General features: G+C 59.8%; 13 protein-coding genes. 5 read left to right on the top strand and 8 right to left on the bottom strand.

Annotated features, from left to right (window positions below):
* The first annotated feature begins 80 nt into the window (after positions 1–80).
* The 5 genes from D1641_RS05535 to rnc all read left to right on the top strand — a co-directional run bounded on the left by D1641_RS05535 (position 81) and on the right by rnc (position 4,242).
* Positions 81–1,241, top strand: coding sequence for a leucine-rich repeat domain-containing protein (locus tag D1641_RS05535; protein ID WP_160663497.1), 1,161 nt, complete (start codon positions 81–83; stop codon positions 1,239–1,241).
* 46 nt (positions 1,242–1,287) lie between these two features.
* Complete coding sequence (locus D1641_RS05530) at positions 1,288–1,728, top strand: hypothetical protein (protein ID WP_160663495.1); 441 nt, start codon at positions 1,288–1,290, stop codon at positions 1,726–1,728.
* Positions 1,729–1,775: 47 nt separating this feature from the next.
* Positions 1,776–3,167 (top strand): alanine/glycine:cation symporter family protein, encoded by a 1,392-nt coding sequence (locus D1641_RS05525; RefSeq protein WP_347707389.1) that lies wholly within the window; start codon positions 1,776–1,778, stop codon positions 3,165–3,167.
* 85 nt (positions 3,168–3,252) lie between these two features.
* Positions 3,253–3,486 carry an acyl carrier protein gene (gene acpP / locus D1641_RS05520; RefSeq protein ID WP_160663491.1) on the top strand — a complete coding sequence of 78 codons (234 nt, stop codon included), beginning with the start codon at positions 3,253–3,255 and terminating at the stop codon, positions 3,484–3,486.
* Between the two features lie 87 nt (positions 3,487–3,573).
* Positions 3,574–4,242, top strand: a complete 669-nt coding sequence (gene rnc / locus D1641_RS05515; protein ID WP_160663489.1) for a ribonuclease III — start codon at positions 3,574–3,576, stop codon at positions 4,240–4,242.
* A 41-nt stretch (positions 4,243–4,283) separates the two neighbouring features.
* Here the strand turns inward: rnc and D1641_RS05510 are convergent, their stop codons facing one another.
* From D1641_RS05510 to D1641_RS05475, 8 genes are all read right to left on the bottom strand, one after another.
* Positions 4,284–5,162, bottom strand: a complete 879-nt coding sequence (locus D1641_RS05510; protein ID WP_160663487.1) for an AAA family ATPase — start codon at positions 5,160–5,162, stop codon at positions 4,284–4,286.
* A gap of 139 nt (positions 5,163–5,301) precedes the next feature.
* Positions 5,302–6,693 carry an NADPH-dependent glutamate synthase gene (gene gltA / locus D1641_RS05505; RefSeq protein WP_160663485.1) on the bottom strand — a complete coding sequence of 464 codons (1,392 nt, stop codon included), beginning with the start codon at positions 6,691–6,693 and terminating at the stop codon, positions 5,302–5,304.
* Positions 6,686–7,534 carry a sulfide/dihydroorotate dehydrogenase-like FAD/NAD-binding protein gene (locus D1641_RS05500; RefSeq protein ID WP_347707388.1) on the bottom strand — a complete coding sequence of 283 codons (849 nt, stop codon included), beginning with the start codon at positions 7,532–7,534 and terminating at the stop codon, positions 6,686–6,688. Before D1641_RS05500 ends, gltA begins: the two co-directional genes overlap by 8 nt.
* 80 nt (positions 7,535–7,614) lie before the next feature.
* Positions 7,615–9,606: a metallophosphatase gene (locus D1641_RS05495; RefSeq protein ID WP_160663483.1), complete on the bottom strand. Its 1,992-nt coding sequence runs from the start codon at positions 9,604–9,606 to the stop codon at positions 7,615–7,617.
* A gap of 24 nt (positions 9,607–9,630) precedes the next feature.
* Positions 9,631–10,632: an asparaginase gene (locus D1641_RS05490; protein WP_160663481.1), complete on the bottom strand. Its 1,002-nt coding sequence runs from the start codon at positions 10,630–10,632 to the stop codon at positions 9,631–9,633.
* 10 nt (positions 10,633–10,642) lie between these two features.
* On the bottom strand, positions 10,643–11,500 hold the full coding sequence (gene rfbA / locus D1641_RS05485; RefSeq protein WP_160663479.1) for a glucose-1-phosphate thymidylyltransferase RfbA: 858 nt from the start codon (positions 11,498–11,500) through the stop codon (positions 10,643–10,645).
* Positions 11,501–11,860: 360 nt separating this feature from the next.
* Positions 11,861–13,435: a recombinase family protein gene (locus tag D1641_RS05480; RefSeq protein ID WP_160663477.1), complete on the bottom strand. Its 1,575-nt coding sequence runs from the start codon at positions 13,433–13,435 to the stop codon at positions 11,861–11,863.
* Between the two features lie 204 nt (positions 13,436–13,639).
* Positions 13,640–14,059: a hypothetical protein gene (locus tag D1641_RS05475; protein WP_160663475.1), complete on the bottom strand. Its 420-nt coding sequence runs from the start codon at positions 14,057–14,059 to the stop codon at positions 13,640–13,642.
* Between the last annotated feature and the right edge of the window lie 148 nt (positions 14,060–14,207).

The following is a 14,207-nucleotide window of genomic DNA, read 5'->3' as shown; positions in this document are numbered from 1 at the left end:
TTATTTTTGCGTTTTTCCCTTTTCAGGGGTAGAAATACCCATGAATCTGGTGTATAATGACGAAAAAGGAGGATGCAGAAATGAGAAAAACCTTTATCCTGCTGGCCGCCCTGACGACGGTACTGCTCTGTGGCTGCGGTCAAGGGGACGCGGCCCCCTCAGGCGCCCCCCTCTCCAACTCCGGCTCCGCCTCCCTGCCCGCTCCGGAGCCTCCCCCGCCTCCCCCCTATACCCTGGACCGCTCCGGCATCCCGGAGGAGGTCAATGTGGAGGTCACAGCTCTGACGTCAGGGACGCCGGTGACCTACAGTCAGGTGTTGGACGAGGCGGAACGCCAGGGGGACCTGGGAGGACAGATCGACCTGACCGGCTACCAACTCACCGTCCCCCAGATCAAGGACGTGACCGCCCGGTGTCAGGGCAGGTCGGTAATGTGGCAGCTGGACGTGGACGGCGAGATCGTGACCCCTGACATGGCGGCGCTGGACCTGTCGGGCCACGACCTGGCCGGTCAGGGGGTGAACCTGTACGAGATTTTTGAGGTGCTCCCCTGTTTGACCTGGGTGGACCTGTGCAAGACCGGCTTCACCAACGCAGAGTACGCCGCCCTCCAGGATACCTTCCCCGACATCCGCATGATCTGGGAGATCGTGTGGCACCACTGGACCTTCCGCACCGACGTGGTAGCCTTCTCCACCATGAAGACCTGTGCCCAGACCTTCTTCCTCTACGACGAGGACGCCCAGTACCTGCGGTACTGCACCGACCTGGTGGCCCTGGACCTGGGGCACAACCGGGTTCACGACTGGTCCTTCCTCCAGTACATGCCCAATCTGAAGATTCTCATCGCGGTGGATAACCAGGTAAAGGACCTGTCCTGGATTCAGTACACCCCCAAGCTGGAGTACCTGGAGTTCTTTGTGGGCTATGTCACCGACCTGAGCTTTTTGCAGTACACCCCCAACCTCAAGGACCTGAATATCAGCTACAACCGGGTCAGCGACGCCACCTACCTCTACAACCTGCCCAACCTGGAGCGGCTGTGGATGGAGCACACCCGGATTCCCTACCGCGACTACCAACAGCTGAGGGAGACCTACCCCGATGCCAAAATCGTCCGCAACGGCGAGGGCTCCATCGACCAGGGCTGGAGGACCCATGAGCGGTATTACGCCATGCGGAGCATGTTCAAAAACAACAATGTCCATGAGCTGTTTATGGACAAGGAGGAAGCAGGATAGCCTCCGCCATCTTATTTCATCAAAATTCATTGTCAGGAGTATCGCTATGTTTGAGTACAGATGCGGCATCAAGCTGAAAAGTACCACGGCAGACGCGGCTGCCTTGAAGCTACTAAGAAAGCATTTTCCCAACACCTCCCTCGGGGATCTGCGGAGCAAAATACAAGCCCATGACTATGTATATCTGTCCGACATGCTGAAGCAGGACGGGGAGCGGGAAGCCGTAAAAATGCTTCGGGAATTTGACAAGGCAGGCATTGAAACGGAGCTCTTTGAGGAGAGTCGGAACACCCCTGGTCCCTGGAACACCAGGCCCTTAGATAGAGATGTGCTTTACAATATGCTCCAGCGCTCCAGAGGCATCCAGCGACAGGTACTGGAGGATATTGAACGGGAAACAACGGGATATATCAGTCCGGAGGCTGAGGCATACATTGACGAGGAGATATCAATAGAGGAGGAAATAGACAGAAAAATAATGGAGTAATCATGTCCTTGATTTCCGCCGCATATCACTCATTGAGGTGGTATGCGGTGGATTTTTTGTCGCGGGCGGCGGACGCCCTGTGGAACCCCTGGCTGCTGGGGCTGTTTCTGCTGACCGGGCTGGTGTACTCCGTGGGCTCCGGGTGGTTTCAAATTTTCGGCTTTCGGACCTGGTGGCAGGCGACAGCGGGGTCGCTGCTCCGCAGGCAGAAGGGGCGGGGCGGCGGGCTGTCCCCCCTCCAGGCCCTGGCCACCGCCCTTGCCTCCACCATGGGCACCGGCTCCATCGCCGGGGTGGCCGCCGCCCTGACCCTGGGCGGGCCGGGGGCGGTGTTTTGGATGTGGGTGTCCGCCCTGCTGGGGATGATGACCTCCTTCGGGGAGAAGCTGCTGGCGGTGCAGTACCAGCGCCCCGGGCCGGAGGGCGGGCTCCGGGGCGGGCCCATGTACTACCTCCGGGACGGGCTGGGCTCCCCTGTCCTGGCCGCCTGCTTCTGCCTGGCCGGCATCCCCGCCACCCTGGCGGGAGGAAATCTGGTCCAGTCCTCCTCCATCGCCTCCAGCCTGGAGGCCGCCTTCGGCTGTCCCCGGCCGGCTGTAGGGCTGGTCACCGCCCTGCTGGCCGGGCTGGTGATGCTGGGCGGGCTGGGACGGATCGCAGCAGTGTCCTCCGCCCTGGTGCCCGTTATGGCGGCCCTCTATCTGGGCAGCGGTGCGCTGGTTCTTCTGTTTCACTGGAGCAGCATCCCCCGTGCTCTGGGGCTGATTTTCTCCTGTGCCCTCTCCCCCGCCGCGGCCGCCGGAGGCGGGGCAGGCTGGACGCTGGCGGCCGCCCTGCGGTACGGGGTGGCCCGTGGGGTATTCACCAACGAGGCCGGTCTGGGCACCTCCGCCATGGCCCACGGGGCCGCCCGGACAGCCCCCGCTCAGCAGGGCATGTGGGGCATTTTTGAGGTTTTCCTCTCCACCATACTGGTGTGCACCGTCACCGCCCTGGCTATCCTGGTCAGCGGACTGCCCCTCTCCCCCACGGGACTGACGGGCGCACCCCTCACCGCCGCCGCCTTCGGCAGCGCTTTGGGCCGGACTGGCGAGCTGGTAACCGCCCTGTCCCTGCTGCTGTTCGCCTTCTCCTCCATTCTGGGCTGGAGCTACTATGGGGAGCAGTGTCTTTCGTTCTTTTTCTTGAAAGAAAAAGAACCAAACAGAATTTTGGCTGTTTTTTCCCTTTTATACCGCGCGGCCTTTCTGGGATGCACCGTTCTGGGGGCCGTCTGGGAGCCCGGGCAGGTCTGGGCGCTCACCGATTTGTGCAACGCGATGATGGCCTTTCCCAATTTGACAGCCCTGCTATGCCTTGCGCCCCAGGCGTTTGCTCTTCTTCCTCACCAATCTGGAGGGCCTGTCCGGAGGATTCCCCGGTCAAAATGCATAAAATGAAAAAAACCTATTGACAGTTTAAAGGAATACTCCTATGATAAGGGCAGGAAAGTATGCAGACACAAAACAGAAGGAGCGACTTGTTATGATCTTTGAAAAGCTGGCTGCTCTGATTGCCGAGCAATTCAATGTTGACGCTGACAGCATCACCCTGGAAACCTCTTTTACCGACGACCTGAATGCGGACTCTGTGGACATTGTGGACCTCTCAATGGCATTGGAAGAAGAATTTGGAATAGAGGAGCTGGACGAGGAGGAGGCCTCCGCCATCAGAACGGTGGGCGACCTGGTCCACTTCCTCCAGAATAAGATCGACTGACAAATTGACGGAACTCCGCCTTAGGCGGAGTTCCACTGCTGTGACCTGCCGGGCGGTTTTCTTCCGGCGGACTCTAAGGAGTTTACCATGACTGAATTGGAACAAAAGCTTGGATATACCTTTCAGGACCCCGCTCTGCTGGAGAATGCCCTGACCCACAGCTCCCGGGCCAACGAGAGCCGCGGGAAGCTGCCCAGCAACGAGCGGCTGGAATTTTTGGGGGATTCCGTTCTGGGCATGGTGGTGGCCGACCACCTGTACCGCAATCACCCCGACCTCCCGGAGGGCGATCTGACCCGTACCCGGGCCGCCCTGGTGTGTGAGGAGAGCCTGGTGGAGGTCGCCCGGGAGCTGGGTCTGGGGGAGTATCTGCGCCTGGGCAAGGGAGAGAGCTCCGGCGGAGGCCGGGAGCGCCCCTCCATCCAGGCCGACGCCGTGGAGGCAGTCCTGGCCGCCATCTACCTGGACGGCGGCATTGGCTCAGCCCGAAAGTTTATCCAAAAATTTGTCCTCAGCCGGGAGGTGGCCGGGCTTGCCAAGCCCCGGGACCACAAGACCTCCCTTCAGGAGCTGGTCCAGCGGGAGAGCGGCCAGGTTCTCCAGTACCGCCTGGTGGGCGAGGAGGGCCCCGACCACAACAAACGCTTCTTTGTGGAGGTCACCCTAAACGGCAGGACCATCGGCTCCGGCTCGGGCCACAGCAAGAAGGAGGCCGAGCAGATGGCCGCCCAGGCCGCGATTCAGACGCTGCAATAAGATGATAAACAGCCGGCTTTCCAAGGGAAAGGCGGCTGCTTTTATGTCTCAAACTCCCCGCGGTGCTCCTGAAAGAACTGCCAGTAGGTCCGGATGTGCTCCAGCTCGGTCCAGGAGCAGGGCTGGACCGGAGCGCTGTCCAAATCATAGATTTTGGCCTCCCTCATAGCCAGCAGAAAGGGCGAGTGGGTGGAGATAACAAACTGACAGCGGTAAAACCGGACAGAGTCCTCCAGAAAGGACACTAGCTCCCGCTGAAGCCTGGGGGACAGGCTGTTCTCCGGCTCATCCAGCAGGTACAGGCCCCCCTCCTGAATCTCCTTTGTGAAAAAGGCGAAAGCGCTCTCCCCGTTGGACTTCTCCACCACGTCGTTCATCACCCGATCCCGGACATACCGGGAGCCGGTCCTGCGCTGGGCATCCACCACCTGGCGCAGCCTGTCCACGTCCTCCATGGACCGCATCTGGAATTTGGCGTATCGGGCGTCGGCGTACTCCTCCAGCAGCTCCCGGCGGCGGTGGTCGATGTTTTCGTTCATGTACCGCAGGTCCAGCAGATAGTCGAACACGTCGTCGCTGGTGATGACCCGGCTGTTCTCCTTCGCATCCCGGAAGGCGGGGGCGGTCTCCGCCCGGCACAGCTCCAGGTAGTCTTCAAAGAAGGAGCTGCGGTTGAACACCGTCCCCCGGCTCAGGCCCAGCTTCTCCCCCATCAGGTTCAGAATGGTGGTCTTGCCGCTGCCGTTGCCCCCGCAGAGGATGGTGACGGGCTCCAGCTTCAGAGTCAGGGCTCCCCGGCTGAGAAAGACGCCGAAGGGGTAGCGGCTGGTGTAGCAGGTGCGCTTATTCTCCCGGCTGTTTCCGAGAAAACTCAGCTCCGCCCCCTCGCCTGGGAGGGAAAAACGGGTCAGGTAGATCATGGCGGCCTCCTTGATTCGGATGCAGGGGCGGGTATTACCCGCCCACACGATATAACCACAGTGGAACGGGCGGATGATATCCGCCCCTACAGGAATACCAATATAGGGGGCGGTCTAAATCAGACCGCCCCCTCTTACATTACTGCTTGCTCTTGATATACTCGTCAATGGACTTGGCGGCGCTCTTGCCGGCGCCCATCGCCAGGATGACGGTGGCCGCTCCGGTGGCGGCGTCGCCGCCGGCGAAGATGGCCGGGCAGGAGGTGCAGCCGTTCTCGTCGGCGGCCACACAGCCCTTCCTGTTTTTCTCCAGGCCGGGAGTGCCCTCGTAGCTCATGGGATTGGGCTGGGTGCCCAGGGACATGATGACAGCGTCCACGTCCATCTTGAACTCGCTGCCGGGGACCGCCATGGGGCGGCGGCGGCCGGAGGCGTCAGGCTCGCCCAGCTCCATTTTGATGCAGGTGATGGACTGAACCTGACCCTTCTCATCCCCCTCAATGGACACAGGGTTGGTGAGCAGGTCGAAAACGATGCCCTCCTGCTTGGCGTGGTGGACCTCCTCGGCGCGGGCGGGGAGCTCCGCCTCGGAGCGGCGATATACGATGTGGACCTCGGCCCCCAGACGGCGGGCGCACCGGGCGGCGTCCATGGCCACGTTGCCGCCGCCCACCACCGCTACCTTCTTGTTCCGGAGCACGGGGGTGGGAGAGTCCTCCTTGTAGGCCTTCATCAGGTTGATGCGGGTGAGGTACTCGTTGGCGGAATAGACGCCAACCAGGCTCTCGCCGGGGATTTTCATAAACATGGGCAGACCCGCGCCGGAGCCGATGAATACAGCCTCGAAGCCCTCCTGCTCAAACAGCTCGGTGATGGTGAGCACCTTGCCGATGACCATGTTCAGCTCGATCTTGACCCCCATCTTCTTCAGCTTCTCCACCTCACGGTTGACAACCGCCTTGGGCAGACGGAACTCGGGGATGCCGTAGCTGAGCACGCCGCCGGCCACATGGAAGGCCTCGAAGATGGTGACGTCGTAGCCCATGCGGGCCAGCTCGCCGGCGCAGGTCAGGCCGGCGGGGCCGGAACCGATGACCGCCACCCTGTGACCGTTGCTGGGAACAGGCTCCACCTTGTCGGTAATCCCCCGGAAGGCAGCCCAGTCGGCCACAAAGCGCTCAATGCGGCCGATGGCGATGGGCTCACCCTTGATGCCCCGGACGCACTTGCCCTCGCACTGGGTCTCCTGGGGGCAGACCCGGCCCGAGATGGCGGGCAGAGCGTTGGCGGCGGAGAGAATCTCATAGGCGCCGCCGATGTCGCCGTCGGCCACCTTCCGCAGAAAATCGGGAATGGGGATGCCCACCGGGCAGCCGCTGACGCAGGGCTTGTTGACGCAGTTCAGGCAGCGGTCGGCCTCGTTCATGGCCGCGCCGGTGGAGTAGCCCAGAGCCACCTCTTTAAAATTCCTGGTGCGGTTGACCGGGTCCTGATCCCCCATGAGGGTCCTTACATTCTGTGTATTAGCCATTCATGGCACCTCCTCCCAGGCGGCAGAGATGCTTCTCTCTCGCCTTCGTCTCCTGCTCCAGATAGGTCGCGTTGCGGGCGATAACCTCGTCAAAGTCCACCTTGTGGCCGTCGAAGTCGGGGCCGTCCACACAGGCGAACTTCACCTCGCCATCCACAGTAAGGCGGCAGCAGCCGCACATGCCGGTGCCGTCGATCATAATGGGGTTCATGCTCACGGTGGTGGGGATGTTATACTTCTCGGTGAGCTTGCAGGCAAACTTCATCATCAGCAGGGGGCCGATGGCAAAAACGTGGTCAAACTTGACGCCGCTCTCGATCAGCTTCTCCAGCATGCCGGTGACAAAGCCGTGGTAGCCATAGGTACCGTCGTCGGTGCAGATGTGGAGGTCGGTGCAGGCCTCTTTCATCTCCTCCTCCAGAATGACGATCTCCTTGGTCTTAAAGCCGCCGATCAGGTCCACCTGATTGCCGGCCTGATGCAGGGCCCGGGCCACAGGCAGGGCGATGGCACAGCCCAGACCGCCGCCCAGAACGGCCACCCGGCCCAGGTCCTCCACCTCGGTGGGCAGGCCCAGGGGGCCCACAAAATCCTGGAGGCAGTCGCCCTCGTTCATCTGGTCCAGAGCCATGGTGGAGCCGCCGATCTTTTGGAAAATTACCGTGACCAGGCCGTCCACCGCGCTGGAGATGGTCAAAGGAATCCGCTCACCCGCTTCGTCCACCCGCAGAATAATGAACTGGCCCGCCTTGGCTTTGGCAGCCACCAGCGGCGCGTACACCGAAATCTGACTGATCTCCGGCGTCAGCACCTTTTTTGTTACGATCTCGTACTTCTTCACTGTTTCTCCTCCTGTCAAAGTACTTCCCTTTTCCATCATAGTTATATTGCCAGCGGCTCGCGCCGCACAGATCATATGCTTTACCACCTGTTCCGGCGCCCTCCGCCGTAGCGGCGGCGCCTTTTGGCCGCCAGCAGCCACCGGACCAGGAAAACCGCCAGGGCGATTGCCGCCGCCAGCACCAGCAGGGCTGCGGCCCCGATCCAGTTCAGGTTTGTCACCAGCTCGAGGGGGTTCCAGCTGCGGCTGACATGCTTCCGCCCGTCGCCGCCGGGCTTGGCATACCTGTCAGGCAGGCCCTCCTCCCCGAAGCTCTGGAGATAGGCGGCCAGCGCATACCACTCCTTGATCTCATTGCCGTTGGCATCCCGGAGGATGCAGGCTTCAAAGTCAGTGACCGGACTGCCGTCGGCCATTTTGGGCTCCAGGGACAGCAGGCCGAAGGACTTGCCCTCCACCGCGCCCAGCATCTGGGCGGAGTACATGCCGGTAACCACCCGATAGAGCCGGTCGTCCTCGATTTCACTGGGAAAAACGGCGCTGTTCCCGCCAGGCTCTCCAGGCGTGCCATCGGGGTTTGTCACCTCTGCATCGTAGGTGTAGTCCATTCTCCAATACAGCTGTGCATCCGTCACCCGGTTGAAGAACATCCGGTGGGTGTTGAAGGAGTAGTCCAGCCCCGCCATATACAGCTGGGCGGCGGGCATGAGAGGGGTTACCGAGGCGTCCACCTCGGCAACGGCCTTCAGCTCCCTGCCGGTGAGGTACACCCCCACCAGGGGAAAGCCGGAGGTACCGTCGCTCCCAACCCCCATGGACAGCACGTCGAAGGCCATGGAGGCGGTAATCTCCCCCTTCGCCAAGGGGGCACGGAGCACCCCGTCGGCGGTGACGGTAATCATGACGTCGAACAGATCGGGGGCGTCAGCCTCCAGATTACGTGCCGCCCAGAGGAAGGAATCGGCCACCAGCTCCCCCAGTGCGCTGCCGCTCTGGACCCCGGACTCCGGGGTGGGCAGGTCGAAATCCGTTCGGGTGAGCACCTGGTCATAGGTCAGGCCGTACCGGCCCAGATAGGTTCCCCCCACCAGCCGCTTCCACTGGTCCACCAGCAGGCCGATCTCCCTGTCCTCGGGAAGGGTCTCGTCAATGGGGGTCAGGTGGTAGTCGGCGAGGGTCTTGTCCCCGCCCTCCGTCCAGGTCAGGGTTATGGAGCCCAGATTCTGGCAGTAGGGCCCGGCGGAGACAATATAGGTGTCCCCCACCACAATTGGCTCGGTGAGGGTGGAGTGGGTGTGCCCCGAGACAATAAGGTCGATGCCGCTCACCGCCTCCGCCAGCCGCTCATCCTCAGACAGCTTTCTTTTCTCGCTGGTCCCCGAATGCGACAGGCAGATGATAAACTGAGCGCCCTCCGCCTTCAAGGCGTCCACACACCGCTGGGCGTTGGAGGCCATATCCCCCAGCGTGAAGCCGGAGGAGGGGGCGCAGGCGTGGGAATCCACCCCCATCAGACCAAAGAGACCGTAGGTCACCCCGCCCCGCTCCAGGAGCATATAGTCCTGGACGCCGTAAGCCGCCATGGAGCGCTGGATATCCAGCTTATCCGGGTTATCATTGGCGGGCTTGTAGTTGGCCATCAGAAGGGCGGGGACCGGATCCCCGCTGTCCGCCGCAGCATTGAGCATGGAGGCGAAGCCCGTTCCGGTGTGGTCAAACTCATGGTTGCCCACGGCGGCGGCGTCATAGCCCATGGCCCCCATGGTGCGCAGCTCCGCCCCCTGGGTGGTATACAGGGTCTGGATCAGAGAGCCGATGGAGAAGTCCCCTCCATCCACCGTAAGGGCGTCAGGATGGGCCCTCCGCTCCCGGTCCAAAGCGGTCTTGAGCCGGGCGTAGCCCCCCGACTCGCCCCCCTCTCCGTCCGCCTGGGGCAGGAAATGTGAGTGAAGGTCATGGGTAAAAAGCACCGTTGTGCTGTGGCTCTCCGGGGCGGCCGCCCAGGCGGCCGGCAGGGAAAGCAACAGCAAAATCGCCAGCAACACAGCGGAAATACGGTGGAAACGCTTCACTGAGAACCTCCGTTATCTGAACAATCATTGAATCATGTCAAACTGCACCGGGCGGTAAAACAGCGCCCGGACCTGTTCCAGGTCACGGGTCTGGCCCAACACCCACATCAGCTTGGCGGTGGCGGCCTCCAGAGTCATATTATAGGCCTCCAGCAGCTGAAAGCGCTCCTTCACCTGCTGGCCCACCTGATAGACCGACATATCGCTGCCCTCATAGGGCACCTGCGTCATCATCACAATGGTCCTCCCGGCGGACAGCCACTCCTCCATCGCCAGGGCCAGGGGGCCGTGTCCCCCGCCGGGCAGGCCGCCCACCCCGAAGGACTGGAGAATCACCGCCTGATAGCTGTCCTTCAGCCGACGGAGGCCCTCCGCTCCCATACCGGGGATGAGGGTGAGCAATAGAACCCTGTCTTCCAGCCTGTCGTAGCAGGTTGGCTCCGCCCCGCGGGGGTAGGACCGGGGAGCCAGATAGCGGATGAGCTTCCCGTCCCGGATGACCGCCCGCTCCGGGTAGTCCACACAGGAGAAGGCGTTAAAGCTCTTGCTGCGCTCCTTCCTGGCCCGGGTGCCCAGAATCACCTTGCCGTCAAAGACCAGACTCACGTCGTGGGACTGGTCGTCCGCGGCGTAGAGAAAGCTGTCGTACAGGTTCCGCCGGGCGTCGGTGTCGTTGAGGGCGATGGACTTCTGCGAGCCGGTGATGACAATAGGCTTTGGGGAGTCCTGAATGAGATAGGACAGGGCGGCGGCGGTATACGCCATGGTGTCGGTGCCGTGGGTGAGGACAAAGCCGTCAAAATCAGCGTACCGCGCCCGGATGGCGGCGGCCATCTCCAGCCAGTGGCCGGGGCCCACGTTGGTGCTGTCCAGATTCATCAGCTGGACGGCCTCCACCTGGCACAGCTCCCCCACTGCGGGGACATGGCTCAAGATCTCCTCCGAGGTGATAGCAGGGCTCAGCCCCTGTCCGCTGTCCATGGAGGCGATGGTCCCGCCGGTGGCCAGCATCAGGATACGTTTCATGGGCTTCTCCTCAAAGGCACTGCAAATATTTTCCGTACAGGGTCATGGACAGCTCGTCGCCGATGGCATGGACCTGCTCCTCGGTGACCCAGCCCTCATAGAGAGCCAGCTCCTCCAGACAGCCCACATACCGCCCTGTGGTGTCCTGAATCCTCTTGATGGTATCTCCCGCCGAAAGCAGGCTGTCCGCGGTGCCGGCGTCCAGCCAGGTAAAATTCTTCTCCAGGGGAATCACCTGAAGCTGCCCCCGGCGGAGATACTCCAGATTCACGTCGGTGATCTCCAGCTCTCCCCGGGCGGAGGGCTTCAGCTGGTGGGCGATCTCCATCACCTGGTGGTCGTAGAAGTAAAGACCGGGAATGATATAGTTGGACTTGGGGTAGCGGGGCTTCTCCTCGATGGAGATGGCCCGGCCGCCCTTGTCAAACTCCACCACGCCGAAGGGGCGGGGGTCCTCCACCCAGTAGCCAAACACAGTGGAGCCCCGGTCGTTGGCGGCGGCCCGTTTCAGGGTGACGGCCAGCGTGGGGGCGTAGAAGATATTGTCCCCCAGCACCAGACACACCCGGTCACCCCCTACAAACTCCTGCCCGATCAGCAGGGCATCCGCGATGCCCCGGGCCACCGGCTGCTCGGCGTATTCAATGTGCAGCCCATACTGCTCCCCATTTCCCAGCAGGGCCTGGAAGGTGGCCGTCTCCCCCGGCGGGACAATAACCATAATTTCCGAAATGCCCGCCTGCATGAGAATAGCAATGGGATAGTAAATCAGAGGCTTGTCATACACCGGCAGCAGGGGCTTGCACACCGGCTTGGTCATCGGATACAGGCGGGTCCCCTTCCCCGCCGCCAGGACAATACCTTTCATAGTTCCTTCCTTTGTTCTGCCGCCTGTTTTTCGCAGTTCGGCCTTCTTATGTCTATACTATTTTGTTATTTTATCATACAATATATCACTTTTCAAGAAAAAGCTGTGCCCAAGAATCACAACCGGCGGTGCCAAAAAGCCCCGCCGGTTGTTTGATTTATCTAATTGGGCCGTCCTCCTGCCCTCAGGCGGCTATGTCCTTTTTCGCACCCGCGTGCCGGCAGGCCGCAGCTTCTGTTTTTCTTCATGGCGTCCACCCATCCATCCCCACCTGAAGCTTTTCCAGTGCCTTCTTTTCGATACGGGACACATAGCGCCCCTGGTATTGTAAACGATGCAGTTTGTGATTTTATGCCGAATTTATGCGGTTTCCAGCTGTTTGAAGCGGAATTTGATGATGATTTGCTTGTCGCTGGTCAGCTCCACCCGTTCGATGAGGCTGACCAGCAGCTCCCGGTTGGTGGAGGCGGTTTCCAGGAACCGCTCCACCAACTTTTTTGCCAGGTTAACCTGTTCCGCCGGGGAGTAGTCCGGGCGGTCCAGCTGGCTGAGACGCTGCTCCAAAGCGGCACGGTCGGCTTTGACTTTGGCGTAGATGCGCTGGAAGTCGGCTTCATCCAGGACGTCGCTCAGCTTATCCATGTACACTTTGTCCAGGTGGGTGGTCAGGCTGTCGATTTTGGCTTTTAGTGAGACAATCTCCTTTTCGTTGTTCGCTTTCGCGACAGCCTTGGCCACCGCTCTCTGCGCCTGGGGAAGAAGCTGATCTGCTTGCAGATAGCCTCGGCAGACCTCCTGCACCTTCTCAATCACCGTCTGGGTGACCGTCTCCTCCTTGATGGTGTGGCTGGTGCAGACACCTGCCTTGGTGAAACGCTGGTAGGTGCGGCAGACAAAATACAGCCGGTCCTCCCCTGCCGCATTCTTGCGGTTGAGCACCGCCAGCGGGTAGCCACACTCGTGGCAGAAGATCAGCCCCTTGAACAGAAAGTCATAGGTCCGGCTTCGGGTGTGCCTGCGGCTGTTGACCAGCGCCCGTACCTTGTCGAAGGTCTCCCGGTCAATAATCGGCTCGTGGGTGCCCTCTACTACCACCCAGTCCCGGCGGTCCTGTTTGATGCACTTTTTGCTTTTATAGTTGATTTTCCGTGTGCGGCCCTGCACCATACTCCCGATGTAAGTCTCGTTTTGCAGCATATCGGAAATGCGCTCACTGCTCCACAGGCCAGTGTAGGGGCCAGGATTTGCCACCGGCAGACCGGCATAGGTGGCGGGAGTAGGTACGCCCTCTGCATTCAGTTGAGTGGCAATTTTTCGGCAGCTCATGCCATCCAAAGCCATAGCAAAAATCCGCCGCACCATAGAGGCTGCGTCCTCGTCGATGACAATTTTGTTCTTTTCTGTCGGGTGCATCTTATAGCCGTAGACTGGCTTGCCTCCGATGAACAGACCTTTCCTTTGCTTGTCATGCTTGACGCTGGAAATCTTTTTAGAGATGTCCTTGGCGTACATATCGTTCATAATGGCGCGGAAGGGTGTAATGTCGTTGGCGGTGGAGTCTACCCCAGTGTCGATGCCGTCCAGCAAGGAAATATAACGCACACGGTGCTCCGGGAAGTATCGCTCCATGTAGTGGCCGGTCAGAATGTAGTCGCGGCCCAGGCGGCTCAGGTCCTTGGTAATGACCATGTTGACCTTTTTGGCCTCAATGTCTGCAATCATGCGCCGGAAATTTGGCCGGTCAAAGTTAGTTCCGCTCCATCCATCATCAATATAGGTGTCGAAAACGGTCAGGCGGTGCTGCTGGACAAATTCATTGAGCAGGGATTGCTGGTTGTTGACGCTTTCGGACGGACCTTCATTTTCATCCTCCTTCGATAACCTGATGTATAATGCCGCATGGTAATCCATGGGGTTGCTTATCTCTAAGTACATATCATACCTCCAGAGATAAGCGGCCATTCATCGTATGTATCATACAATATGGCACAAGAAACTTGCAATGTTGTGAAGCTCCTTTTTGAGAAAAAGTTCTAAGGAATTTAGGATGATTTGCTGGACATCGGGTGCATCTTTTGTACAGAGGGTGGTTACAGTCAACTCTTGCGGTTTCACGGAAACGCCTCCTGATCTGAGATGTTAAACTATATTCACAGTACGCGAGAAATAGCCTTGGAGATACATATGCAGATATTTTTGTAAGGAAACGCAGAATTCATAAAAAAGCGTCGGATCGACCATGTGTTGAATGATCGCATAGGGCGGGAATCGTCCGGTCCATTCGTAAGCAGTAAAAATCCAAGCCATGACGGAGGTGCGTTCTTCCTTGTCCAAATTTTCTGCAATCGTCCAGAGGAAAATGTCCCGGCACCGGTCTGAGATGCTTTCCTGTGATGCAAACTGTATGAGCGACAACGCTCCAGCCTGAGCATTTTGCTCAACGGCATCCGCACTCCAGCCACCACGTTTCACATCAATCCCACTCAGTCGAAGCGAGTCAATAAAGTCGGCGTGGTTCTCTCGCAGAACTTTTTGGATTCTTAATTTTAAAAGGATCATTCGGTTATCTCCTCTATTTAAATTTTCAGAGCATAAGAAAACGTTGTTATCGTGTTAAGTCAACCAGCCCCAAAATATTGGGGCTGGCAACGGTGACAACTTCTTATCCATAGCACTTTGCTGATTTATCACGATAATCACATAAGAA

Source organism: Colidextribacter sp. OB.20, assembly GCF_009911595.1.
Lineage (GTDB): Bacteria > Bacillota > Clostridia > Oscillospirales > Oscillospiraceae > Lawsonibacter.
This window is presented reverse-complemented; position numbering and strand designations above follow the sequence as displayed.